The 21,444-nt window shown below is 67.8% G+C and carries 22 protein-coding genes; 16 read left to right on the forward strand and 6 right to left on the reverse strand.

The window, feature by feature from the left end; genetic code table 11:
* Positions 1 to 45 precede the first annotated feature (45 nt).
* Entirely contained in the window at positions 46 to 876 is an 831-nt protein-coding gene (locus G4D77_RS27445) for a MetQ/NlpA family ABC transporter substrate-binding protein (RefSeq protein ID WP_154834000.1), read from the forward strand.
* A gap of 84 nt (positions 877 to 960) precedes the next feature.
* Positions 961 to 1,509, forward strand: a complete 549-nt coding sequence (locus G4D77_RS27450) for an NADPH-dependent FMN reductase (RefSeq protein WP_016448265.1) — start codon at positions 961 to 963, stop codon at positions 1,507 to 1,509.
* A 90-nt stretch (positions 1,510 to 1,599) separates the two neighbouring features.
* Here the strand turns inward: G4D77_RS27450 and G4D77_RS27455 are convergent, their stop codons facing one another.
* Both G4D77_RS27455 and G4D77_RS27460 read right to left on the reverse strand, forming a co-directional pair.
* Positions 1,600 to 2,004 carry a hypothetical protein gene (locus G4D77_RS27455; RefSeq protein WP_227740966.1) on the reverse strand — a complete coding sequence of 135 codons (405 nt, stop codon included), beginning with the start codon at positions 2,002 to 2,004 and terminating at the stop codon, positions 1,600 to 1,602.
* A gap of 412 nt (positions 2,005 to 2,416) precedes the next feature.
* Complete coding sequence (locus tag G4D77_RS27460) at positions 2,417 to 3,055, reverse strand: FMN-dependent NADH-azoreductase (RefSeq protein WP_016448263.1); 639 nt, start codon at positions 3,053 to 3,055, stop codon at positions 2,417 to 2,419.
* 175 nt (positions 3,056 to 3,230) lie between these two features.
* Here G4D77_RS27460 and G4D77_RS27465 point away from each other — a divergent pair, with 175 nt between their 5' ends.
* From G4D77_RS27465 to G4D77_RS27495, 7 genes are all read left to right on the forward strand, one after another.
* A complete protein-coding gene (locus G4D77_RS27465) occupies positions 3,231 to 4,160 on the forward strand; it encodes a LysR family transcriptional regulator (protein WP_012206391.1) in 930 nt (309 codons plus the stop codon).
* Positions 4,161 to 4,275: 115 nt separating this feature from the next.
* A complete protein-coding gene (locus tag G4D77_RS27470) occupies positions 4,276 to 4,935 on the forward strand; it encodes an RBBP9/YdeN family alpha/beta hydrolase (RefSeq protein WP_154834002.1) in 660 nt (219 codons plus the stop codon).
* A 158-nt stretch (positions 4,936 to 5,093) separates the two neighbouring features.
* Positions 5,094 to 6,095: a sulfate ABC transporter substrate-binding protein gene (locus G4D77_RS27475; RefSeq protein ID WP_026062880.1), complete on the forward strand. Its 1,002-nt coding sequence runs from the start codon at positions 5,094 to 5,096 to the stop codon at positions 6,093 to 6,095.
* A 74-nt stretch (positions 6,096 to 6,169) separates the two neighbouring features.
* Complete coding sequence (gene cysT / locus G4D77_RS27480; protein ID WP_154834003.1) at positions 6,170 to 7,075, forward strand: sulfate ABC transporter permease subunit CysT; 906 nt, start codon at positions 6,170 to 6,172, stop codon at positions 7,073 to 7,075.
* A gap of 1 nt (position 7,076) precedes the next feature.
* Complete coding sequence (cysW, locus tag G4D77_RS27485; RefSeq protein ID WP_016453281.1) at positions 7,077 to 8,075, forward strand: sulfate ABC transporter permease subunit CysW; 999 nt, start codon at positions 7,077 to 7,079, stop codon at positions 8,073 to 8,075.
* A gap of 36 nt (positions 8,076 to 8,111) precedes the next feature.
* Entirely contained in the window at positions 8,112 to 9,239 is a 1,128-nt protein-coding gene (locus tag G4D77_RS27490) for a sulfate/molybdate ABC transporter ATP-binding protein (protein ID WP_016448258.1), read from the forward strand.
* Positions 9,240 to 9,337: 98 nt separating this feature from the next.
* On the forward strand, positions 9,338 to 9,844 hold the full coding sequence (locus G4D77_RS27495) for a disulfide bond formation protein B (RefSeq protein WP_034364539.1): 507 nt from the start codon (positions 9,338 to 9,340) through the stop codon (positions 9,842 to 9,844).
* 3 nt (positions 9,845 to 9,847) lie between these two features.
* On the opposite strand, the gene dhaL is transcribed toward G4D77_RS27495, so the two are convergent.
* Complete coding sequence (dhaL, locus tag G4D77_RS27500) at positions 9,848 to 11,656, reverse strand: dihydroxyacetone kinase subunit DhaL (protein ID WP_154834004.1); 1,809 nt, start codon at positions 11,654 to 11,656, stop codon at positions 9,848 to 9,850.
* A 294-nt stretch (positions 11,657 to 11,950) separates the two neighbouring features.
* Here dhaL and rpiB point away from each other — a divergent pair, with 294 nt between their 5' ends.
* The 7 genes from rpiB to G4D77_RS27535 all read left to right on the forward strand — a co-directional run bounded on the left by rpiB (position 11,951) and on the right by G4D77_RS27535 (position 19,022).
* Positions 11,951 to 12,424 carry a ribose 5-phosphate isomerase B gene (rpiB, locus tag G4D77_RS27505; RefSeq protein ID WP_012206383.1) on the forward strand — a complete coding sequence of 158 codons (474 nt, stop codon included), beginning with the start codon at positions 11,951 to 11,953 and terminating at the stop codon, positions 12,422 to 12,424.
* 2 nt (positions 12,425 to 12,426) lie between these two features.
* The gene (locus tag G4D77_RS27510) at positions 12,427 to 13,941 is read left to right on the forward strand and encodes a sugar ABC transporter ATP-binding protein (protein ID WP_154834005.1); all 1,515 of its coding nucleotides are present in this window, start codon (positions 12,427 to 12,429) and stop codon (positions 13,939 to 13,941) included.
* Between the two features lie 63 nt (positions 13,942 to 14,004).
* Positions 14,005 to 15,060, forward strand: a complete 1,056-nt coding sequence (locus tag G4D77_RS27515) for a substrate-binding domain-containing protein (protein WP_209672342.1) — start codon at positions 14,005 to 14,007, stop codon at positions 15,058 to 15,060.
* Entirely contained in the window at positions 15,057 to 15,821 is a 765-nt protein-coding gene (locus G4D77_RS27520) for a GolD/DthD family dehydrogenase (RefSeq protein WP_047326873.1), read from the forward strand. The genes G4D77_RS27515 and G4D77_RS27520 overlap by 4 nt, the downstream gene beginning before the upstream one ends.
* 48 nt (positions 15,822 to 15,869) lie before the next feature.
* Positions 15,870 to 16,850 carry an ABC transporter permease gene (locus G4D77_RS27525; RefSeq protein ID WP_016448253.1) on the forward strand — a complete coding sequence of 327 codons (981 nt, stop codon included), beginning with the start codon at positions 15,870 to 15,872 and terminating at the stop codon, positions 16,848 to 16,850.
* Positions 16,851 to 16,898: 48 nt separating this feature from the next.
* A complete protein-coding gene (locus G4D77_RS27530) occupies positions 16,899 to 18,020 on the forward strand; it encodes an alcohol dehydrogenase catalytic domain-containing protein (protein WP_154834007.1) in 1,122 nt (373 codons plus the stop codon).
* A gap of 45 nt (positions 18,021 to 18,065) precedes the next feature.
* On the forward strand, positions 18,066 to 19,022 hold the full coding sequence (locus G4D77_RS27535) for a sugar-binding transcriptional regulator (protein ID WP_012206377.1): 957 nt from the start codon (positions 18,066 to 18,068) through the stop codon (positions 19,020 to 19,022).
* Positions 19,023 to 19,057: 35 nt separating this feature from the next.
* On the opposite strand, the gene G4D77_RS27540 is transcribed toward G4D77_RS27535, so the two are convergent.
* The 3 genes from G4D77_RS27540 to G4D77_RS27550 form a co-directional block, all read right to left on the reverse strand.
* Positions 19,058 to 19,705, reverse strand: a complete 648-nt coding sequence (locus tag G4D77_RS27540; RefSeq protein ID WP_154834008.1) for a LysE family translocator — start codon at positions 19,703 to 19,705, stop codon at positions 19,058 to 19,060.
* Positions 19,706 to 19,811: 106 nt separating this feature from the next.
* On the reverse strand, positions 19,812 to 20,483 hold the full coding sequence (locus G4D77_RS27545; RefSeq protein ID WP_013801706.1) for a glutathione S-transferase: 672 nt from the start codon (positions 20,481 to 20,483) through the stop codon (positions 19,812 to 19,814).
* A 93-nt stretch (positions 20,484 to 20,576) separates the two neighbouring features.
* The gene (locus G4D77_RS27550) at positions 20,577 to 21,434 is read right to left on the reverse strand and encodes a LysR family transcriptional regulator (protein WP_012206374.1); all 858 of its coding nucleotides are present in this window, start codon (positions 21,432 to 21,434) and stop codon (positions 20,577 to 20,579) included.
* Between the last annotated feature and the right edge of the window lie 10 nt (positions 21,435 to 21,444).

Consider the following 21,444-nt stretch of genomic DNA (forward strand, 5'->3'; position numbering starts at 1 on the left):
GCTTTCTTCTTTCTTCCCGCTCCCTCCCAAAAAAAGGATTCCGACATGACCGCATCCCTTTCCTTCGTGCGCCGCCACCTGCTGGCCTCGGCCGCCGCCCTTGCCGCTGCCAGCGTGCTGGCGCTGCCCGCCCACGCCCAGGCCGACAAGAAGCAGCTGGTGATCGGCGGCACGGCAGGCTCCAACATCGACCAGCTCAAGCAGGGCATCGTGCCGCTGCTGCAAAAGAAGGGCTACCAGGTCAAGCTGGTGGAGTTCAACGACTACGTGCAGCCCAACCTGGCGCTGGCCCAGGGCTCGCTGGATGCCAACTTCTTCCAGCACCGTGTCTACCTGCAGAAGTTCGCGGCCGACCAGAAGCTGGACCTGGTGGAGCTGGTGCAAGGCCCCATCGCCCCCCTGGGCGTGTACTCCAAGACCCGCAAGACCCTGGCCGAGGCCAAGGAAGGCGACCGCGTGACCCTGCCCAACGACCCGAGCAACCTGGCCCGCGCGCTGGTGCTGCTGGAGCAGGCCGGCCTGATCAAGGCCAAGCCCGGCATCGACCCGTTGCGCGTGTCCGAAAAGGACCTGGCCGAGAACCGGCGCAAGCTCAAGTTCATCCCGCTGGAAGCCGCGCAGCTGCCGCGCTCGCTGGGCGATACCGAATACGCCATCATCAACGGCAACTTCGCCATTTCCTCGGGCCTGAAGCTGACCGAGGCCGTCTCGCTGGAAAAGACCCCCGACCACTACCTGAACGTCGTGGCCATCAAGAAGAAGGACCAGGGCGCGGCATGGGCCAAGGACCTGGCCGAGGTCTACCGTTCGGCGGAGTTCAAGGCCGTGGTGGACAGCAAGTTCCAGGGCTATGCCAAGCCCACTTTCCTACAGTAAGCGCCGTGCAGGCAGCCACATAATGGCTGCCTGCGGGAGGTACGCCTCCCACCCGTTTTTCGCCACTTCCTCCAGGAGCAATGCATGAGCCAGATCAAGGTCGCTGTCATCGTGGGCAGCCTGCGCAAGGATTCCTTCAACCGCAAATTCGCCGACGCCATTGCGCGCCTGGCACCCGAAGGCCTGGTCTTCGAGCAGGTCGCCATCGATGCCCTGCCGCTGTACAACCAGGACCATGACGGCAATGAGGTGGACGTGGTCAAGCAGTTCCGCGCCCAGATCCAGTCGGCCCAGGCCGTGCTGTTCCTGACGCCCGAGTACAACCGCTCGATTCCCGGTGTGCTCAAGAACGCGCTGGACCAGGGCTCGCGCCCCTACGGCAAGAGCGTCTGGGCCGGCAAGCCCGCTGCCGTGGCCGGCGTCTCCGTGGGTGCCATCGGCACGGCGCTGGCGCAGCAGCACCTGCGCAATGTGCTGGCCTACCTGGACATGCCCACGCTGGCCCAGCCCGAAATCTTCATCCAGGCCAAGGACGGCCTGTTTGCCGAAGACGGCTCCATTGGCGCCGGCAGCCGCGACTTCGTGAACGGCTTCGTGCAGAAGTTCGCGGCCTGGGCGCGCAAGCACCAGTGAGCGGTGCGGCAAGGCCGCTCAAGACAAAAAAAGCCCGGCAATGCCGGGCTTTTGCGTCGGGGGGCCTGCGAGCGCAGAGCTCAGGAAGCGTCAGGAAGAGGGAGAAGGGTTGGCAATCGCCGCAGCAGGGCGTGCGGCGGACGATGCCTTCTCGCGCGCCTGGGCCTGGTCGATGGCGTCGATGATCACCACGCCGGTCGACTTGACACCGGGCGCCGAAAAGCCGGCACCGGGCGTCACGCCGGGATGGGCCAGCAGCTTGCGCGTCATTTCCTGGTTCAGCTGTTGCTGGCTGGGCTTGGCGGGGGTGGGCGCTGCGGCGGGCTGCTCGGGCTCCTCGGGTGCAGGTGCCTCGTCGGTGTTGCGCACATAGCTGCGGTACACGCGCGAATTGAGCTGCTCCTGATCCTGCTCGCGCTGGTACTGCAGGAACTGGTAGACGCCAATGCCCACCACGGTGATGGCCAGCAGGGACACGGCGATCACCGTGATCACCAGGTTTTCATCGGACGGAGGGCGGGCATGGACAGGGCCGCGGGGCCGGACATGGGGGCGGGGACTTGTGGCTGGCATGGATGGAGCGCAGGGAAAAACAATGAGACTGCATGGATATCGGCAGGTCTGCCGGCTTTCTGAAATGCAGTCGGTTCGTGTCGGACAAGGCCGCAAAAAAGCAGCGATGGCCCAGCCTATCAGCTTCACGTGTCTGTAAAAGCGCGCAGCGCATTGCATTTTTCAAAGGAGGCGCTAGGGCGGATACCTCTTTTATTCGCACCAGTCCATCGGGAGCAATCCGGGCTGCCCGGGGCCGGTCGCTCTCGGGCGCCGTCCAAAGAAAAAGCGCCGGGGCCGAAACCCAGGCGCTTGTTCTTTGGGCGTACAGCCCTCGGCTGACCGCGATCCGCAATCAGGCGGCGATGGCCGCTTCCTGATTGGCGGCAGCCGCTGCACGCACGATGTCGTTGCGGGCTGATTCCAGGGCCTTGGCCTTGGACTCATCGCCCATGGCCACGCCTTCTGCGCGCACGATGCTCACATCGGTGATGCCCAGGAAGCCGAACACCGTCTTCAGGTAGCTTTCCTGGTGCTCCAGGGCCTGGCCCATTTCGCTGGTGGAGTACACACCGCCGCGCGTGGAGGCCACGATGACCTTCTTGCCCTTGGCCAGGCCTTCGGGGCCGGCTGCGGTGTAGCGGAAGGTGCGGCCGCCCTGGGCGATGCGGTCGATCCAGGCCTTGAGCTGGCTGGATATGGTGAAGTTGTAGAACGGAGCGCCGACCACGACCACATCGGCCGCCAGGAACTGGCTCACCAGGGCTTCGGAGATGGCGTTCTGTGCGCGCTCGGCTTCCGTCGTGGCGGCCTGGCCGGTGCGAAAGCCCATGGACACTGCGTTCAGGTGGTCGGGGGCGTTCACGGCCAGATCCAGGTACTCGACCTTGGCGCCGGGATTGGCGGCCACCAGGGCGGCCACGGTCTGGGCGGTCAGCTGGCGGGACACCGAAGCGGCGCCGGTGATGGAAGAGTCGATGTGCAGCACTTGCATGGAAAAGCTCCTGGGATGTCGGTTGGGATCGCGGTTGGGATCGGCCATTCGGGAAAGCTTGTAGGGCCGACGATGGGATCAATTGTGAATTTGGACAGAGTCTTTGATAAGCCGCAGAAATTGCGATAGATTGTCCTGAATTTGCAGCCAATGAGCACAGGGAGGGACGAGCGACATGATGGATCTCAACGACATGCTGTACTTCGCCGAGGTCGTGGAGCGCGGCGGCTTCGCCTCTGCCGGGCGGGCGCTGGGCATACCCAAGTCCAGGCTGTCGCGGCGCGTGGCCGAACTGGAGGCCCGGCTCGGAGTGCGCCTGCTGCAGCGCACCACGCGCAAGCTCTCGCTGACCCAGGTGGGCGAGGCCTATCTGCGCCATTGCCAGGCCATGCGCGATGCGGCCCTGGCCGCCGCCGACACCGTGGCCGAGGTGCAGACCGAGCCGCGCGGCACCATCCGCGTGAGCTGCCCCGTCACCCTGGCCCAGACCGTGCTGGGCGAGCTCATGCCCCAGTTCCTGCAGCGCTGCCCGCTGGTGCATGTGGAGATGCAGGTGACCAACCGGCCCGTGAACCTGGTGGAGGAGGGCATCGACGTGGCGCTGCGCGTGCGCCCCAGCCTGGAGGACAGCGGCTCCATGGTCGTCAAGCGGCTGGATGTGGCGCGCCAGATCCTCGTGGCCAGCCCGGAGCTGCTGGAGCGCCAGGGCACGCCGCGTGCACTGGCCGACCTGCAGCACCTGGACAGCATGTCCATGTCGGCGGTGGATGGCCAGTCCAGCCTGCTGCTGGTCGGCCCCGAAGGCCGCGAGCAACGCCTGCAGCTGCAGCCGCGCTATGTGGTGGATGACCTGCTGACGCTGAAATTCGCGGCGCTGGCCGGCAGCGGCATGTGCTGGCTGCCCGACTACATGTGCCACGAGGAACTGGCCGAGGGCCGGCTCGTGCACCTGCTGCCGGGCTGGGAGCCGCCCCAGGGCATCGTGCACGCGGTCTTCCCCTCGCGGCGCGGCCTGGCGCCGGCCGTGCGGCATTTCCTTGATTTCCTCGGCGAGACCGTGCCGGGGCGCAACAGCCATGCCACGCGCGAGCCGGCGGCACGCTAGGGTTGGGTTGCACCTCGCCAAGCCATAAGAAAACAACAAAACGTTCGTTGGGATAGTTGGCGGTGTTCTCCACAATCGGGGCCCATGTCCAGCAATGGACAGTCCAGGAGAACCCATGAATCCCCACCGCATCATCATCGTGCCCGGCTGGCGCAACTCCGGTCCTGACCACTGGCAAAGCCTGTGGGCGCAGCAGCTGCCGCATGCCGAGCGCGTGGAGCAGGACGACTGGCTGGTGCCCCACCGCGATCCCTGGGTGGCCGCGCTGGAGCAACTGGTGCTGTCCCGGCCCGAGCCGGTGGTGCTGGCCGCCCACAGCCTGGGCTGCATCACGGCAGCGCACCTGGGTCCCGAGGCCAGTGCGCGCGTGCGCGGTGCGCTGCTGGTGGCGCCGGCCGATCCCGAGCGCCGTGCCCAGCTGGCCGACTTTGCGCCCGTGCCCTATGCGCCGCTGCCGTACCGCAGCGTGCTGGTGGCCAGCAGCAACGATCCCTACTGTCCGATCCGCCGGGCCGGCGCCTATGCGCGGGCCTGGGGAAGCGAGTTCGTGCGGCTGCAGAACGCGGGGCACATCAATGTCGAATCAGGCTTTGGCGACTGGCCCCTGGGCCTGGCGCTGCTGCAGTCGCTTATGCAGGGCGACAGCTGGCAGCCGGCCCAGCCCCGGCCTGCCGTGCGTTCGCCGCGCTCGCCGCGTCCGCCACGTGTGGCGGCTACGCATGCCTCCGTCTCTGCGGGCACTGGCGCTGGCGCGCCATGGGCTGCCGGCCTGTGATGGGCCGGCGGGTGACTGCGGGCAGGGCAGGTTCTTTATATGGTGACAGGCCATTAACAAACAAAAATATATTCTTTTGAGTTTTAAGTCAGCGTTCGCACAATGTGACTGTCTGTGAATACACCGCAGAGATGTCCACTAATAAAAGGCAGCGAACCATGCATTCTTTGAAGCTCAAGACTTTGTTGGCCACCCTGGCGCTGGCCGCCGCGGGAACGGTATCGGCGCAGAACCAGCTGCTCAACGTTTCCTACGACGTGGCACGCGAGTTCTACAAGGACTACAACGCCGCCTTCGTCGCCCATTACAAGAAGACCAAGGGCGTGGACATCAAGGTGGACCAGTCGCACGGTGGCTCCAGCGCCCAGGCGCGTGCCGTCAACGACGGCCTGGCCGCCGACGTGGTGACCTTCAACACCACGACCGACGTGCAGTTCCTGGCCGACAGCGGCGTGGTCGCCAAGGACTGGGCCAAGAAATTCCCCAATGACGCATCGCCCACTACCTCGACCATGCTGTTCCTGGTGCGCAACGGCAATCCCAAGAACATCAAGGACTGGAGCGATCTGACCCGTCCCGACGTGAAGGTCGTGGTGGTCAATCCCAAGACCGGTGGCAATGGCCGCTATGCCTACCTGGCGGCCTGGGGTTCGGTGCGCGAGAAGGGCGGCACCGACGCGCAGGCGGCCGAGTTCGTGCAGCAGCTCTACAAGAACGTGCCCGTGCTGGGCAAGGGCGGCCGCGATGCGACCAGCATCTTCCTGCAACGCAACATCGGCGACGTGCTGATCACGTTCGAGTCCGAAGTGGTTTCCGTGGAGCGCGAATTCGGCAAGGGCAAGGTCGATGCCGTCCATCCCTCGGTGTCCATCGTGGCCGAGAACCCCGTGGCCGTGGTCGAGCGCACCGTGGCCAAGAAGGGCACGGGCCAGCTGGCGCACGACTACCTGGCCTGGCTGTACTCCGACGAAGCCCAGGAAATCGCCGCACAGCACGCGCTGCGCCCCCGCTCCGAGGCCGTGCTCAAGAAGCACGCCGATGTGTTCAAGCCCATCAAGCAGTTCACCGTGGCCAAGTACTTCGGCTCGCTGTCCGAAGCCCAGAAGGTGCACTTCAACGACGGCGGACAGTTCGACAAGATCTACGTCCCCGGCAAGTAAGCACGCAAGCAGGCATGAAGGCGGCGCAGTCCGCCTGAGGCCCCCTCCCCACACTGGCTGATTTGGAATCCAACATGGTGTCTGCCGTTCCGACCAGCCCAAGGCCTGGCGCCGACGCTCCTGTGCCCGCACCGTCCGGTGCGGCGCGCAATGGGCGCGGCGCCAAGCGCGTTTTGCCCGGCTTCGGGCTGACCTTGGGCTATACGCTGTTTTATCTGAGCCTGATCGTGCTGATCCCGCTGTCGGCACTGCTGTTCAAGACCTTCTCGCTCACCTGGCCCCAGTTCTGGGAGGCCGTGGCCTCGCCGCGCGTGCTGGCCTCGTACCGGCTGACGTTTGGCGCCTCGTTCGCGGCGGCCTGCGTGAACCTGGTGTTCGGCCTGCTGATCGCCTGGGTGCTGGTGCGCTACAAGTTCCCGGGCAAGAAGATCGTCGATGCGCTCGTCGATCTGCCCTTTGCCCTGCCCACGGCCGTGGCCGGCATTTCGCTGACTGCCTTGCTGGCCGGCAATGGCTGGGTGGGCCAGTACCTGGAGCCCTACGGCATCCAGCTGGCCTTCAATCCGAACGGCGTGGTGATTGCGCTGATCTTCATCGGCCTGCCGTTCGTGGTGCGCACGGTGCAGCCTGTGCTGGAGGATTCGGAGAAGGAGCTGGAGGAGGCCGCCACCAGCCTGGGCGCCTCGCGCTGGCAGATCTTCTACAAGGTGATCCTGCCGGCCATCACGCCCGCGCTGCTCACGGGCTTTGCCATGGCCTTCGCGCGCGCCATCGGCGAGTACGGCTCGGTCATCTTCATCGCGGGCAACATGCCCATGATTTCCGAGATCACACCGCTGATCATCATCGGCAAGCTGGAGCAATACGACTACGCAGGCGCCACGGCCGTGGCCGTGGTGATGCTGCTGTTCTCCTTCGTGATGCTGCTGGTCATCAACGCGCTGCAGGCATGGCAGCGCAAGCATTCGGGAGGGGCTTGAGATGGCGTTGTCTCCACAGGAAGCATTGCTTCTCAAGATCATTGGCGCGGTGCTGGTCGCCGTGCTGGTGCTGTACAGGCTCACGGCGCCCCCGAAGGGCCGGCGTGAAAAGCTCTCCACCACCGAGCCGCGCGCTGTGCGCTGGATTCTCACGGGCATTGCGCTGACCTTCATCGGCCTGTTCCTGGTGCTGCCACTGGCGGCCGTGTTCACCGAGGCGCTGCGCAAGGGCTGGGATGCCTATGTCGCCGGCCTGCAGGAGCCCGATGCCTGGTCGGCCATCAAGCTGACCCTGATCACGGCGCTGATCGCCGTGCCGGTGAACCTGGTGTTCGGCGTGGCGGCGGCCTGGTGCATTGCCAAGTTCCAGTTCCGTGGCAAGGCCTTCCTGATCACGCTGATCGACCTGCCGTTCTCGATCTCGCCCGTGGTGGCGGGCCTGATGTACGTGCTGGTGTTCGGCGCCCACGGCTGGTTCGGCCCCTGGCTGGCCGAGCATGACATCAAGATCATCTTCGCCGTGCCCGGCATCGTGCTGGCCACCATCTTCGTGACCTTCCCCTTCATCGCGCGCGAGCTGATCCCGCTGATGCAGGCGCAGGGCAGCGACGAGGAGCAGGCCGCCATCGTGCTGGGCGCCACGGGCTGGCAGACCTTCTGGAAGGTCACCGTGCCCAACATCAAGTGGGGCCTGCTGTACGGCGTGATTTTGTGCAATGCGCGCGCCATGGGCGAGTTCGGCGCGGTGTCCGTGGTCTCGGGCCACATCCGTGGCCAGACCAACACCATTCCGCTGCATGTGGAGATCCTCTACAACGAGTACCAGTCCGTTGCCGCATTCGCTGCCGCATCGCTGCTGGCTCTGCTGGCCCTGGTGACCCTGGTCATCAAGTCGGTGGCCGAGTGGCGTGCCGAGCACCAGGCCAAGGCCGCAGCCGAGCTGCCTCCCGAGCGCCCCACGCCGGCTTCCCAGGCATCCCGTGTGCCGCAGGTGTCCTGAGGCCCGCCCCGACCAGAAAAGAGCAAGAGCAAGACCATGAGCATTGAAATACGCAACGTCAGCAAGCAGTTCGGCGATTTCCAGGCCCTGCGCGATGTGAGCCTGGACATCCAGTCCGGCGAACTCATCGCGCTGCTCGGCCCCTCGGGCTGCGGCAAGACCACGCTGCTGCGCATCATCGCGGGGCTGGAGACGCCCGACGTGGGCAGCATCCACTTCAGCGGCGAGGACACGACCGACGTCCATGTGCGCGAGCGCAACGTGGGATTCGTGTTCCAGCACTACGCGCTGTTCCGCCACATGACGGTGTTCGAGAACGTGGCCTTCGGCCTGCGCGTGAAGCCCCGCAGCCAGCGCCCCAGCGAAGCCCAGATCCGCGACAAGGTGATGAGCCTGCTCAAGCTGGTGCAGCTGGACTGGATCGCTGACCGCTTTCCGTCCCAGCTGTCGGGCGGCCAGCGCCAGCGCATCGCGCTGGCCCGCGCCCTGGCGGTGGAGCCCAAGGTGCTGCTGCTCGACGAGCCCTTCGGCGCCTTGGATGCCAAGGTGCGCAAGGAGTTGCGCCGCTGGTTGCGCCACCTGCATGACGAGCTGCATGTGACCTCCATCTTCGTGACCCACGACCAGGAAGAGGCACTGGAGGTGGCCGACCGCGTGGTCGTCATCAACCAGGGCCGCATCGAGCAGGAAGGCACGCCCCAGCAGGTCTGGGATAACCCGGCCACGCCCTTCGTCTACGGCTTCCTGGGCGACGTCAACCTCTTCAAGGGCCGCGCCAGCGATGGCCGCGTCTACCTGGACGACGGCACCCAGCTGGACAGCCACGACGCCAAGGGCGCCAGCGACAGCAAGGCCTTCGCCTATGTGCGCCCGCATGATCTGGAGGTGGAGCGCTACTCGCCCGGCCAGAACCTGGACGTCCAGGGACGGCCCACGGGCATCGTCGTGCAGCTGGCCCGCGCCATCGTCGTGGGGCCCATTGCGCGCCTGGAACTTATTCCATCGGAGAGCACCGAAAGCACGGACAATGCCGAAGAGGGTGGCCTGATCGAGGCGCAGATTCCTGCGCAGCAGTTCAGGGACATGGCGCTGCGCGAGGGGGAAACCCTGGTGGTAACACCGCGCCGCGCCAAGGTGTTCCTGGACGAGGCGGCTGGCATCTGACGGCGCGGCAACGGTTTCCTGCACCCGCTGAACAGGGCTGCAGCGCCGGGCCGGCGCCGCAGCCCTGATTTCATTCAACTGGGTGACGAAAGACAAGAATGCTTCAATGGTTTGACAACGCTCCGCGCCGCATCCTGGCGCTCATCAGCCTGGCCTGCGTGGCCATGCTGGCCTTCGGCATGTATCTGCAGCATGTGGTCGGGCTGGAGCCCTGCCCGATGTGCATCGTGCAGCGCTACGCGCTGATCGGCGTGGCCATCTTCGCGGGCCTGGGCAGCGTACGCGGCGGGCGCGGCTGGCTGATGGGTTGGGGCATCGCGGCGCTGGTCGCCGCAGGCTTTGGCGCCTTCGTCGCCGCGCGCCAGAGCTGGCTGCAGTGGTATCCGCCCGAGTTCGCCACCTGCGGGCGCGACTTCTACGGAATGATCGAGAACTACTCCATCAGCCGTGCCGTGCCCATGATCTTCCGTGGCTCGGGTGACTGCGTTGCCGTGGACTGGAGCTTCCTGGGCGGCTCCATCGCCAACTGGTCCTTCATCTGCTTCGCCATCATGAGCGTGGCCGTCTTGGTGCTGCTGGTGCGCGGCGCTGCCCGCAGGCGCTGAGCCCTAGGCTGAGGCTTGCGCCAGTCGCCGCTGCAGCGACTGCGCCAGGGTGCTCAGAATCAGCCAGCAGGACGTGGCGCCCGCGTCCAGCACGCCGATGGAGCGCGGCCCCAGCCGGGCCGAGCGCCCGATGCGGGCCTGCAGGTGGCGCGTGGATTCCTTGCCTGCCTCGGCCGCGGCCTCCATGGCCTGCAGCGCCTCGCGGAAACCGGCGCCGGCCTGCAGCGATTGCCGGTAGGCCTGCAGGGCCGGGGCCAGCGTATCGATGAGGGTCTTGTCGCCCACCCGGGCCTTGCCCATCCCCTGCACATCGGCGACGGCCCGCGCCAGCGCCTGGCCGAACAGGGCGGCATCCATCTCCTGCTCCGGCCCAAGAACATCGGCAAAGCCCTGGAAGAAGCTGCCGTACAGCGGGCCCATGGAGCCGCCGATATCGTCCATCAAGGCCTGGGACAGCTGCTGCAGCGCCGCAGGCAGCTGCGCCGCCTGGCCGGCGTCCATGGCATCGAGCCGTGCGCCGCAGCCGGAAAAGCCCTTGGCCATGTTGATGCCGTGATCGCCATCGCCGATCAGGCCGTCGATCTCGCTCAGGAACTCCCGGTGGCCGACGATGGCCGTGATCAGTTCACGCACGATGCTGCCCGCGCCATCGAGCGCGATGGCCGGCCCTTGGCTGGTGCGCCTTGCGGCTGGGGGGCGGGCGGTTTGTGCCTGTTCCTGCGCCTGTTCCTGCGCCTGTGCCGGCGTCCGTGCCGGAACAGAGGGCGGCGTTGGAATGGCCTCCTGCGGCTGGGGCGGCAGCCCGCCGGCCACGGTGAGGGCGACTGACTGGCAGGGCGCGTTGAGGCAGGCCAGCAGCTCGTCGTCCAGCTGCATCAGCGTGAGCGTGATGCCCATCATCTCCAGCGAGGTGAAGAGATTGCCCACGAGCCGGAAGGCCACCTGCATGCCGCGTTCTTGCAGGCGCCGGGCGACCTCGCCATAGAGGATGTACTGCTCCATCAGCGGCGTGGCGCCCAGGCCGGACAGCAGCACGGCCACGCGGTCGCCCGGGGCGAAGGGCAGGTCGGGCAGCAGGGTGTCCAGCATGCGCTCGGCCATATCGGCCGCCGTGGCCGTGCGGTGCACGGACATGCCGGGCTCGCCATGGTGGCCTATGCCCACCTCCATGCTGCCGCGCTCGATATGGAAATTGGCCTTGCCCACGGCGGGAATGGTGCATGCCGACAGGCCGATGCCGATGCTGCGCGTGCGGGCCATGGCGTGCCGGGCGAGGGCGATCACTTCGTCGAGGCTGGCGCCCATGGCCGCCCGGGCGCCCGCCACCTTCCACATCAGGATCTCGCCGGCCACGCCGCGGCGGCTGGCCTCGTCGCCCCGCGCGGCAGAAGGCACGTCGTCGTTGGCCACCACGGTCCTGACCGCCATGCCTTCGGCTGTCGCCATCTGCACGGCCATGGCCACATTCATGTTGTCGCCCGCGTAGTTGCCATACAGGCAGGCCACGCCGGCGCCGCCATCGGCTGCGCGCATGGCGTCGTAGAAGCTTCGGGCCGTGGGGGAGGAGAAGACCTCGCCCACGGCGGCGGCGTCGCACAGGCCTGCGCCCACATAGCCCAGAAAGGCCGGCTCGTGCCCCGACCCGCCGCCCGTCACGATGCCCACCTTGCCCCTGCGTGGCGCGCCATGCAGGCGCACGACGCGGGGGCTGCCTGCGTCGATGCGCAGGGTGTCGCCATGGGCGGCGATCCATCCCTGGAGCATGTCCTCCACCACCCGGTCGGGGTCGTTGATCACGCGGTTGGTCGTCATGCCTTTGTCTCCTCCAGGTGCGGTCCCGGCGGGTGTGCCGAAGACTGTTCATATGATCATTACGTGGTCATTTTTGATTTGTTGAAATTGGCATGTCAATGCCTTTTGGCTATTCAATAGCCAAGGGAAAACGATAGGATTTGATGGATTTTGTAGAAAATTCAACAGGTTACGTATTCATCTTGCCGATTCACATAGCTATCGTTGTTTGACAACTGCTCTCCGATTGAGAAGACTCTCAAAAAACATTGATCAAATGATCATGTGATGGTCTTTTGTAATGAAGGGGATGCCATGAAGCTGGCCATCGGCTGCGACGAAGCCGCCTGCGACCTCAAGAACGCCGTGAAGCAGCATCTGCTGGCCCAGGGCCACGAAGTGGCCGACTTCGGCACGCACGACGGCGAGCCGGTGCTCTACCCCGACATCGGCATCGCGGTGGCGCAGGCCATCGTCCAGGGCCGCCATGAGCGCGGCGTTCTCCTGTGCGGCACGGGCATAGGCATGGCCATTGCGGCCAACAAGGTGGCAGGCATCCGCGCCGCGCAGGCGCATGACACCTATTCGGCCGAGCGCGCCAGCCGCAGCAACGACGCGCAGATCATCACGCTGGGCTCGCGCGTGATCGGGGTGGAATTGGCCAAGGCCATCGTGGACCGCTTCCTCGCATCGCGCTTCGATGGCGGCAGCTCGGCCCTGAAGGTGGATGCCATCACCGGCTTCGAACGCTCGCAGGCCGCTGCGGCCGGGCGCGGGCAGGGCGCGTGACCATGGGCACCGGCACCGGCACCGGCACCGGCACCGGCACCGCACTGCTGCAGGCGCGCGGCGTGGCCAAGAGCTTCGGCGGCGTGCCTGCGCTGCGCAACGGCTGCCTTGAGCTGCAGGCGGGCAGCGTGCACGCGCTGTGCGGCGGCAATGGCGCAGGCAAATCCACCTTCCTGAACATCGTGATGGGCCTGTTGCGGCGCGATGCCGGCGAGATATTGCTCAAGGGCCGGCCGGTGGATTTCGCCACGCCGCACGAGGCGCTGGCGCACCGCCTGTCCATCATCACGCAGGAGCTGTCGCCCATCCCGGGCATGAGCGTGGCCGAGAACATCTTCCTGGGCCGCGAGCCCCGGCGCGCCGGCGTGGTGGTCCGCCATGCCGCGCTGCTGGAGCAGGCGGATGCGCTGCTCAGGCAGCTGGGCTTCGATATCGATCCGCGCGCGCAGATGGGCCGCCTGAGCCTGGCGCAGACCCAGCTGGTGGAGATTGCCAAGGCCCTGAGCCGGCAAAGCGAGCTGATCATCATGGACGAGCCCACCTCGGCCATTGGCGAAAGCGAGACCGCCATCCTCTTCGACGCGATACGCCGCGTGACCGCGCAGGGCGCCGGCATCCTCTACGTGTCGCACCGCCTGACGGAGATCTTCACCATTGCCGACAGCTACACGGTGTTCCGCGATGGCGGCTTCGTGCAGACCGGCGCGCTGGCCGATATCGACCGGCGGCAGCTGGTGAAGCTCATCGTGGGCCGGGAAGTCCGCGCTGCCGCCAGCGAGCGCAGGGCTGCGGCGCCGGGCGAGCCGCTGCTGTCGGTGCAGGGGCTCACGCGCCGGGGCGAGTTCGAGGACATCAGCCTGGACGTTGCCCCCGGCGAGGTGCTGGGCATCTACGGACTGATGGGATCGGGCCGCAGCGAATTCCTCAACTGCCTGTACGGCCTCACGCGCGCCGACCAGGGGCGGGCGAGCCTGGGCGGACGGCCCCTGCCGCGCGGCAATCCGGCGGCGTCGATCAAGGCGGGTCTGGCCCTGGTGACCGAGGACCGCAAGGCCACGGGGCTGGTGATGAGCTCCTCGGTGCGCTTCAACGCCAGCTTGCCCGCACTGCCGGGCCTGCAGCGCGCCGGGGTGGTGGATGGCGCGGCAGAGCGCGTGCTGGTGGGCGGCCTGCTGCAGCGCCTGCGCGTGAAGCTGGCCAGCCCTGCCATGCCGGTCTCCGGCCTGAGCGGCGGCAACCAGCAGAAGGTGGTGCTGGCCCGTTGCATGGCCACCAATCCCGTCTGCCTGCTGTGCGACGAGCCCACGCGCGGCATCGACGAAGGCGCCAAGCGCGAGGTGTACGCCTTCCTGGCCTCGCTGGCCGCGCAGGGCCATGCCGTGGTGGTGGTGTCCTCCGAGGCGCCGGAACTGCTGGAGCTGAGCGACCGCATTGCCATCTTCCGCAAAGGCCGGCTTGACCGCGTGGTGGCCGGCCACGGCATCACGCAGGAGGCGCTGATGCACCTCGCTTCCTGAGCCCGGGCGATGCCCATGCAGCGTTTTTCCCCTTGCCTTTCACAACACACAGGAGACATGACCATGCCGTTTTTCCGCTTCACCACCGTGCTTGCCGCCGCGCTTGCCGGTGGGCTGTTCCTGGCCGCAGCGCAGGTCCGGGCCCAGGCTCCGGCCCCACTGTCGGCACCAGCACCAGTACCCGCACCGGCCAAGCCCTACCGCATAGGCGCGGCCGTCTATGGGCTCAAGGGCGAGTTCATGCAGATGTGGACCAAGGAGCTGAAGGCGCATCCGGCCGTGAAGGACGGCACGGTGCAGATCACCGTGTTCGACGGCAACTACGACGCGCTGACGCAGAGCAACCAGTTCGACACCATGATCACGCAGAAGTACGACGGCATCCTCTTCGTGCCCATCGACCTGAAGGCGGGCGCGGCGCCCGTGCAGAAGGCGGTGAAGGCCGGCATTCCCGTGGTGGGCTCCAACACGCGCGTGCAGGGCGATGTGCTGACCTCCTACGTGGGCAATGACGATGTGGTGGCCGGCCGCATGCAGGCCGAGGCATTGATGAAGGCCATCGGCGGCAAGGGCAATATCGTCGTCATCGAGGGGCCCATAGGCCAGTCGGCACAGATCGAGCGGGCGCGCGGCAATGACGAGGTGCTGGCCCGCCACAAGGACGTGAAGGTGCTGGCGCGCAAGACCGCCAACTGGTCGCGCGCCGAATCCATGGGACTGATGGAGAACTGGCTGACCGCATTCCCGGGCCAGATCCAGGGCGTGATCGCCCAGAACGACGACGAGGCCCTGGGCGCGGTGCAGGCCATCAAGACCAAGGGCATCGATATCAAGACCATCCCGGTGGTGGGCGTGGACGGCGTGGCCGCCGCCATCACGGCCGTCAAGCGCGGGGAGATGACCACCCATTTCCAGGACGCCCAGGCCCAGGCGCAGGGCGCGCTGGATGTGCTGCTGCGCCAGCTAGTCGGCCCGTCCTACCGGCCGCGCTCGGTGGTATGGAGCGAGTATGCCCAGGCCATGCCCTGGGGCGATGGCACGGCCAAATCCTACGAGGTGCCCTGGACCGCCATCGTGCCCGCCAATGCCGACGCCTTCTTGCAGAAGGTGCGCAAATGAGCGCCGCCGGCCTGGAGCGGGACTTCGACGGCCGCACGGCCCTGGTCACCGGCGGCGCGGGCGGCATCGGCCTGGCGATTGCCCGGCAGCTCGCCCAAGGCGGTGCGCGTGTCGTCCTGGTGGACCTGGAGCGGCAGGCATTGGACGTGGCCGCTGCCAGCCTGGCGGAGCCCCGGCGCCACCTGGCGCTGGCGGTGGATGTGACCAGGCCCGAGGGGGTGGAGCAGGCGGTGGCCACGGTGCTGGAGGCCACGGGCCGCATCGACATCCTGGTCAACAGCGCCGGCGTGGCGCTGCTGGAGCCGGCCGGCGAAGTCAGCGAGGCGGCCTGGGAGCGCACGCTGGCCGTCAACCTCACGGCGCCGCTGCTGCTGGCCCAGGCAGTGGCCCCGGCCATGCGCCGCCAGCGCCACGGCCGCATCATCAACCTGGCCTCGCAGGCCAGCGTGGTCGCGCTCCGGCGCCATGCCGCCTATTGCGCCAGCAAGGCGGGCCTGGTAGGGCTGACGCGCGTGCTGGCGCTGGAGTGGGCGACGGACGGCATTACCGTCAACGCCATCTCGCCGACCGTGGTGGACACGCCGCTGGGCCGCAAGGCCTGGGCCGGGCAGGTGGGGGAGGCCATGCGGGCACTCATCCCCACGGGCCGCTTTGCGCAGCCCGAGGAGGTGGCGCGGCTGGCCGTGTTCCTGGCCGGTACGCACGCCGGCATGCTGACGGGCGAGAACATCGTCATCGACGGGGGCTACTCCATCCAGTGAGCGGCCTGCCGGCCCCACGCCTTTCTTCCATCAACGCGGGAGTCCTCCATGACGAATCTTCAAGCCGCATCTTCGCCGCCGCTCTTGGGGCGGCGCGCGCTGGACCTGCGCAGCCTGCGCGAGCGCTACGGCGTGGTCATCGCGCTGGTTGCACTGTGCGCGGCGCTGGCGCTGGCCAACCCCCATTTCATGACCTGGGGCAACTGGGCCGACATCCTGCGCCAGACCTCCATCAACGGCATCCTGGCCATCGGCATGACGTGCGTGGTGCTGACGGCAGGCATCGACCTGTCGGTGGGCGCCATCCTGGCGCTGGCCGGCATGGTCGGCGCCTGGCTGGCGGCCGATGGCCAGGGGCTGGCGGTGAGCGTGGGCGCCGGGCTGGGCGTGGGCATGCTGCTGGGCGGCGTCAACGGCCTGCTGGTGGCCTGGTTCGCGGTGCCGCCCTTCGTGGCCACGCTGGGCATGCTCAGTGCAGCGCGCGGCCTGACCTACATCTACAACGACGGCATGCCGGTGTCCGAGCTGCCCGACGGCTTTCTTGCCATCGGCGCCGGCCAGCTGGGCCCCGTGCCCATGCCCATCGTGATCTTTGCCGTTGCCGTCGCGGTGTTCGCCTTCGTGCTGCGCTACACCGTGTATGGCCGCTACATCTACGCCGTGGGCGGCAACCTGCGCAGTGCCAAGACCAGCGGCATCAACACCCGCGCCATCGTGCTGCTGGTCTATGTGGTCAGCGGCCTGCTCGCGGGGCTGGCCGGCATTTTGCTGGCGTCGCGCACCACGGCGGCGCTGCCGCAGGCCGGCGTGTCCTACGAGCTGGACGCCATCGCGGCCGTGGTGATCGGCGGCACCAGCCTGTCGGGCGGCACGGGCAGCCTGGGCGGCACGGTCGTCGGCGCCCTGCTCATCGGCGTGATCAACAACGGGCTGAACCTGCTGGGAGTTTCCTCGTACTACCAGCAGCTGATCAAGGGCGTGATCATCGTCGGCGCCGTGCTGCTCGACAGTTCGCGCCGCAGGGCATGAAGCGCTGCGCCCACGTCCTGTCCACCATCTGCAACCCGGGAGAGTTCCATGCAAAACACCCTGCCTGACGCCGCCGATACGAACATGCTGGCCGTGGTCTGCCACGGCCCCAGGGATTACCGGCTCGAACGCGTCGCGCGTCCGCAGGCCGGGCCGCGCGAGCTGGTCATCCGCGTGGCTTCCTGCGGCATTTGCGCGGGCGACTGCAAATGCTGGGCTGGCGCGCCGCGCTTCTGGGGAGATCCGGAAAAAGGCCGCCCCGCCTATGTGCGCCCGCCGGTGATCGCGGGCCACGAGTTCTGGGGCCATGTGGTGCAGGTGGGCGAGGGTGCCCAGGAGCACCACGGCGTGCAGCTGGGTGACCGGGTGATCGCCGAGCAGATCGTGCCCTGCCATGCCTGCCGCTATTGCAGGACCGGCTTTCGCTGGATGTGCGAGGTACACGATGTCTACGGCTTCCAGGGCCAGGTGGCCGATGGCGGCATGGCCGAGTACATGCGCCTGTCCGCCCGCGCCGTGGTGCACCGGATTCCCGAGAGCGTGGACTTCGAGGATGCGGCCATCACCGAGCCGCTGTCCTGCGCCATCCATGCCGTCAACCGCGGCGACATCCAGCTCGACGATGTGGTGGTCATCGCCGGCGCGGGCACCCTGGGCCTGCTCATGGCCCAGGTGGCGCGCCTGAAGACGCCGCGCCGGCTGGTGGTCATGGACCTGTCGGACCAGCGCCTGGCGCTGGCGCGCCGCTGCGGCGCCGACGTGACCATCAACCCCGCGCGCGAGGATGCCCGCGCCATCGTGCACGCGCTGACCGACGGCTATGGCTGCGATGTGTACATAGAGACCACGGGCGCGCCCTCGGGCGTGACGCAAGGGCTGGACCTGGTGCGCAAGCTCGGCCGCTTCGTGGAGTTCAGCGTCTTCGGGCGCGAGACCACGGTGGACTGGTCCATCATCGGCGAGGAAAAGGAGCTGGACCTGCGCGGCGCCCACCTCAGCGCCCATTGCTACCCCATCGCCATCGACCTGCTGGCGCGCGGGCTGGTCACCTCCGAGGGCATCGTCACCCACCGCTATGCGCTGTCGGACTGGGAGAGCGCCATCCGGGTGGCCGATTCCATGGACTCGGTCAAGGTCCTGCTGCTGCCCCACGCTGGCGAGGCCCGGTGAGCGGCGCTACACTGCGCGCCTTTCCCGGCACCCTTGGAGGCACCCTTGACTGAAAGCGACCTGACGCGACTGGCGACCCTGTACTACGTCGATGGATGCACGCAGGACCAACTGTCCAAGGAGTTCGGCATCTCGCGCGCCACCGTCGGGCGGCTGCTGCGCCGCGCGCAGGAAGAGGGCATCGTCGAGATCCGCGTGCGGCCGCATTCGCTGGTGTCCGCCGACCTGGAGCGGCAGCTGACCGAGCGCTTTCACATCAAGCGCGCGCTGATCGCGGTGGACCACAAGGATGCCGACCGGCAGCGCGAACTGCTGGCAGGGCTGGTGGCCAGCGAGCTGGAGCGCATCCTGGTCGATGGCTCCATCGTGGCCGTGGGCATGGGGCGCAACGTGTCCTCGGTCTCCGAGCACGCCCTGTCCGCCACACGGCGGGAGTGCCACTTCGTCAGCGCCATCGGCGGCTCCTACCGTGGCGGGGAGGCGATGAACGCCGACCACATCGCGCGCCGCCTGGCCGCGCGCTTTGGCGGCAAGTCCGAATCGCTCTATGCGCCGGCCCTGGTGGGCGATCCGCAACTGCGCAAGGCGCTGCTGGACAACGACACCGTCAGGCACACCCTGGACAAGGCGCGCCGCGCCGACATCGCCCTCATCGGCGTGGGCGATGTCAGCGTGGACAGCAACATGGCCCGCATGGGCTGGTTTTCCGCGCAGGAGATCTCGGACGCCCGCCGCGCGGGCACGGTGGGCGACATGATGGGCTACGACTTCATCGACATCCACGGCCAGCCGGCCGCAACCCCCATGCAGGACCGCGTCATCGGCCTGAGCCGCGAGGACCTGCTGCGCATACCCAACGTCATCGCCGTGGCGGCCGAATCCAGCAAGGTCACGGCCATCCTGGGCGCCCTGCGCACCGGCGCCATCGATACCCTGGCCACCACCACGGCCAACGCCGCTGCCGTGCTGCAGCTGGACGATGTCATGGGGACGACGCGCTGACGCAGCGGGGGAGGCGCGGCTCTTGGGCGGCGCGCCTAGTTCGACACGCGGCGGTAGAAGGCCAGCGAGCCTGCCAGCGCCAGCAGCATGCCGCCGCACAGGCGGTCCAGCCACATCACGGCCCGCCCGCGCAGCAGCCGCGCCGCGCGTGATCCGGCGAAGGCATAGGCCAGCATCACCAGGAAATCGATGAGCGCGAACACCAGCGCAATGGCGATGTATTGCGGCGCCTGGGCGGCCGCCGGGTCGATGAACTGGGGCAGCAGGGCCGAGCAGAACAGGTAGCCCTTGGGATTGGTCACGGCGACCAGGAACGACTTGAGCAGCACGGTGCGGGCGCTGTAGCCGTCGGCGCCGGCCTCTGCCTTGCCGTCACCCTGGGGTGCCGACAGCGATCCGCCCTGGCTGCGCAGCATGCGCAGGCCCAGCCAGGCCAGGTACGCCGCTCCCGCCCACTTGACCACCGAGAACCAGAACTCCGAGGCCGCCAGCAGCGCGCCCAGGCCCAGCGCGACAGCGCCGACCAGCACGAAGTCCGACAGCACGGCGCCCAGCATGCCGGGCAGGGCGCGGCGCACGCCGTGGCGCGAGCCATTGGCCAGGGCCAGCAGCACGGTGGGACCGGGGGTGATGATCGCGATCAGCGCGACCAGGGAGAAGACGAGCAGGGTGGCGAGGGTCATGTCGGCGAAGGCTCATGCGGTTGGCAACAGCCTGCCACTGTGCCAGCTTTGCCTGCCGTGCGCAGCCCCTGCCGACCCGGGGCAGGGCACACGGGGCGGGCAGGCGTCAGTCGCTGCCCACGCCGCCGGCGGCAAAGACCGGGCCGCGCGTGCCGGGCACCCAGCCCGGGTAGGTTTCCATCACTTCGGCGAACAGGGCCGAGTCGATCCAGCGCTGCAGCCAGGCCTGCAGGTGCGGCCAGGGCTGCTCGTTCCATTGCGACTCGTCGATGCGCGCGTACTGGCGCACGAAGGGGCGCAGCGCCATGTCGGCCAGGCTGGGGTTCTGGCCGAACAGGTAGCCGGTGGCCTCCAGCTGGTCGTCCAGCTCGGCCAGCCAGGTCAGGGCATCGGCCTGGGCGTGGTTGACCTCTTCGGCCGTATAGCGCTCGGGGTACTTGCAGCGGTCCAGGGCGTGCTTGAAAAAGCCGTCGTTGCGCTCGATCAGCGCCAGCATGTCCGGCAGCGAGCCGCTGGTCGGTGCCAGCCAGCCATCCGGGTCATTGGCGCGCAGCGCGTGCAGCATGACATCCAGGCTCTGCTCGATCACGCGGCCGTCCTCCAGCACCAGCACGGGCACCGTGCCCTTGGGCGATGCATCGAGCAGCGCCTGCGGCTTGTTGCGCAGGTTGATTTCGCGCAGCTCGCAGGCCAGGCCGGCATGGGCCAGCGCCAGACGGGCGCGAATGGCGTAGGGGCAGCGGCGAAACGAGTAGAGAACCGGCAGGGTCTGGGTCATGGAGCGGGAACGGGGCTAGGGGCCAAAAGCGGCAGATGATAGCGCCGGGGCCAAAGTCACGCGGCCTGCGGGTCTTGCCGCGGGCGTCCGTGGCTATTGCAGCTGCGCCAGCAGCCATTGCCTGAAGGTCTTGAGCGCCGCGCTGGGTGCGCGCGAGCGCAGATGGGTCAGCCAGTAGGCGCCCGTGTCCACCTCCTGCTCGAAGGGGCGCACCAGCCGGCCCTGCTGCAGCAGGTGCTGGAACATGCGCGCCGGCAGCAGGGCCACGCCTGCGCCCTGGGCGGCCGCTTCGGCCAGCGTCAGCGAGGAGTCGAACATGGCCCCGCGCGCCAGCGGCGCGCTCTGGTCCAGCGTGGCAAACCAGCTCTCCCACTCCTGCAGGCGGTACGAGCGCAGCAGCGTCTGCCCGGCCAGGTCGGCCGGCTGGCGCAGGCGCTGGGCCAGGGCCGGGGTGCACATGGGCGTCAGCGGCGCGCGCAGCAGCAGCTCGGCGCGCGTGCCCTGCCAGGCGCCGTCGCCAAAGCGCACGGCCGCATCCAGCCCTTCGCCGGCCAGGTCCACGCGGTTGTTGTGCGTGAGCAGTCGCAGGTCGATGTAGGGGTGCTGCTGCTGGAACTGGCCCAGCCTGGGAATCAGCCAGCCGATGGCGAAGGTGCCGACCACGCCCACGGTGAGGACCTCGCGCGGGCGCGGCTCGGCCACCTGCTGCAGCGAATGCTCTATGCGCGCAAAGCTCTCGGCCACGGCAGGCCACAGCGCATGGCCTTCGTCGGTCAGCGCCAGGCCGCGCGGCAGGCGCCGGAACAGCGGCTTGCCCAGGCGCTCCTCCAGGTTGCGGATGTGCTGGCTGACGGCGGCCTGGGTCACGCACAGCTCGTCGGCCGCCCGCGTCAGGTTGAGATGGCGCGCGGCCGCGTCGAACATGCGCAGGGCATTGAGGGGCAGTTGCATGGTGAGCCAA

Origin of the sequence: Delftia sp. WY8 (assembly GCF_018437695.1) — a bacterium.
Classification (GTDB): domain Bacteria; phylum Pseudomonadota; class Gammaproteobacteria; order Burkholderiales; family Burkholderiaceae_C; genus Comamonas; species Comamonas tsuruhatensis.

What these genes read in the sequence shown, in the direction of transcription:
- G4D77_RS27475 (WP_026062880.1), top strand. Translation starts at nt 5,094, where the DNA reads ATGCATTCTTTGAAGCTCAAGACTTTGTTGGCCACCCTGGCGCTGGCC.
- G4D77_RS27460 (WP_016448263.1), bottom strand. Translation starts at nt 3,055, where the DNA reads ATGCAAGTGCTGCACATCGACTCTTCCATCACCGGCGCCGCTTCGGTG.
- G4D77_RS27540 (WP_154834008.1), bottom strand. Translation starts at nt 19,705, where the DNA reads ATGACCCTCGCCACCCTGCTCGTCTTCTCCCTGGTCGCGCTGATCGCG.
- G4D77_RS27520 (WP_047326873.1), top strand. Translation starts at nt 15,057, where the DNA reads ATGAGCGCCGCCGGCCTGGAGCGGGACTTCGACGGCCGCACGGCCCTG.
- rpiB (WP_012206383.1), top strand. Translation starts at nt 11,951, where the DNA reads ATGAAGCTGGCCATCGGCTGCGACGAAGCCGCCTGCGACCTCAAGAAC.
- G4D77_RS27445 (WP_154834000.1), top strand. Translation starts at nt 46, where the DNA reads ATGACCGCATCCCTTTCCTTCGTGCGCCGCCACCTGCTGGCCTCGGCC.
- cysW (WP_016453281.1), top strand. Translation starts at nt 7,077, where the DNA reads ATGGCGTTGTCTCCACAGGAAGCATTGCTTCTCAAGATCATTGGCGCG.
- G4D77_RS27545 (WP_013801706.1), bottom strand. Translation starts at nt 20,483, where the DNA reads ATGACCCAGACCCTGCCGGTTCTCTACTCGTTTCGCCGCTGCCCCTAC.
- dhaL (WP_154834004.1), bottom strand. Translation starts at nt 11,656, where the DNA reads ATGACGACCAACCGCGTGATCAACGACCCCGACCGGGTGGTGGAGGAC.
- G4D77_RS27550 (WP_012206374.1), bottom strand. Translation starts at nt 21,434, where the DNA reads ATGCAACTGCCCCTCAATGCCCTGCGCATGTTCGACGCGGCCGCGCGC.
- G4D77_RS27450 (WP_016448265.1), top strand. Translation starts at nt 961, where the DNA reads ATGAGCCAGATCAAGGTCGCTGTCATCGTGGGCAGCCTGCGCAAGGAT.
- G4D77_RS27470 (WP_154834002.1), top strand. Translation starts at nt 4,276, where the DNA reads ATGAATCCCCACCGCATCATCATCGTGCCCGGCTGGCGCAACTCCGGT.
- G4D77_RS27490 (WP_016448258.1), top strand. Translation starts at nt 8,112, where the DNA reads ATGAGCATTGAAATACGCAACGTCAGCAAGCAGTTCGGCGATTTCCAG.
- G4D77_RS27515 (WP_209672342.1), top strand. Translation starts at nt 14,005, where the DNA reads ATGCCGTTTTTCCGCTTCACCACCGTGCTTGCCGCCGCGCTTGCCGGT.
- G4D77_RS27510 (WP_154834005.1), top strand. Translation starts at nt 12,427, where the DNA reads ATGGGCACCGGCACCGGCACCGGCACCGGCACCGGCACCGCACTGCTG.
- G4D77_RS27465 (WP_012206391.1), top strand. Translation starts at nt 3,231, where the DNA reads ATGATGGATCTCAACGACATGCTGTACTTCGCCGAGGTCGTGGAGCGC.
- G4D77_RS27530 (WP_154834007.1), top strand. Translation starts at nt 16,899, where the DNA reads ATGCAAAACACCCTGCCTGACGCCGCCGATACGAACATGCTGGCCGTG.
- G4D77_RS27525 (WP_016448253.1), top strand. Translation starts at nt 15,870, where the DNA reads ATGACGAATCTTCAAGCCGCATCTTCGCCGCCGCTCTTGGGGCGGCGC.
- G4D77_RS27495 (WP_034364539.1), top strand. Translation starts at nt 9,338, where the DNA reads ATGCTTCAATGGTTTGACAACGCTCCGCGCCGCATCCTGGCGCTCATC.
- cysT (WP_154834003.1), top strand. Translation starts at nt 6,170, where the DNA reads ATGGTGTCTGCCGTTCCGACCAGCCCAAGGCCTGGCGCCGACGCTCCT.